Origin of the sequence: Streptomyces torulosus (assembly GCF_001419765.1) — a bacterium.
In the GTDB taxonomy this organism is placed as follows: domain Bacteria; phylum Actinomycetota; class Actinomycetes; order Streptomycetales; family Streptomycetaceae; genus Streptomyces; species Streptomyces torulosus.
Map to the genome: position 1 here is coordinate 1 of NZ_LIRK01000935.1, position 617 is coordinate 617.

Sequence of the window (617 nt, forward strand, 5' to 3'; positions counted from 1 at the left end):
GGCGGAAGCGGGGACGGGAGTGGTGACGGAGGCGGTGGCAGGGGCACGTCCGGGGCGTCCGGCGGGACCTCGGCCGACGCCGCGCCCGGCTATATGCGCTCCGAGGACCCCGCAGGCTTCACCGTCGACGTCCCCTCCGGCTGGACCCGCACGGCGAAGCAGCCCGAGGGCAAGCCTGCGGTCGTGACGTACGAGTCCCCGGACGGCACCCGGGTCCTCCAGTTGTTCGAGGTCATGGAGGAGAGCCCCGCCGCCTCCATGGACGACGCGGAGAACGCGAACTACGGCTTCGCCCGCCTCCCCGGCTACCGCGTCCTCGACCGCTCCGAGGAGGACGTCTACTCCGAGGTCGTCTACCGCTTCGACGGCGAGAGCGGTGCCGGGCCCCGCCGGGTCATCGACCACCGCTTCCTGGCCCCCGACGGCAAGCCCTACGGCGTCCGCTTCAGCGCCCCCGAGTCGACCTCCCTCACCGACCTCCGTGAGCCGGTCACCAACGCGGTGACGTCGCTGTGCCCGACGGGCACGACCTGCGTACGGGGCTGAACCGCACCGGGCCGCTCAGCCCCACCCGTCCTTCTCATGCTCCAGGAAGGCCCGCAGCAGCCAGGGGGCCG

General features: G+C 73.1%; 1 protein-coding gene. It reads left to right on the plus strand.

Annotated elements, in window-relative coordinates:
* The coding region (locus tag AOK23_RS42735; RefSeq protein ID WP_240496843.1) for a hypothetical protein at window positions 1-546 on the plus strand (546 nt) is incomplete at its 5' end.
* Window positions 547-617 lie beyond the last annotated feature (71 nt).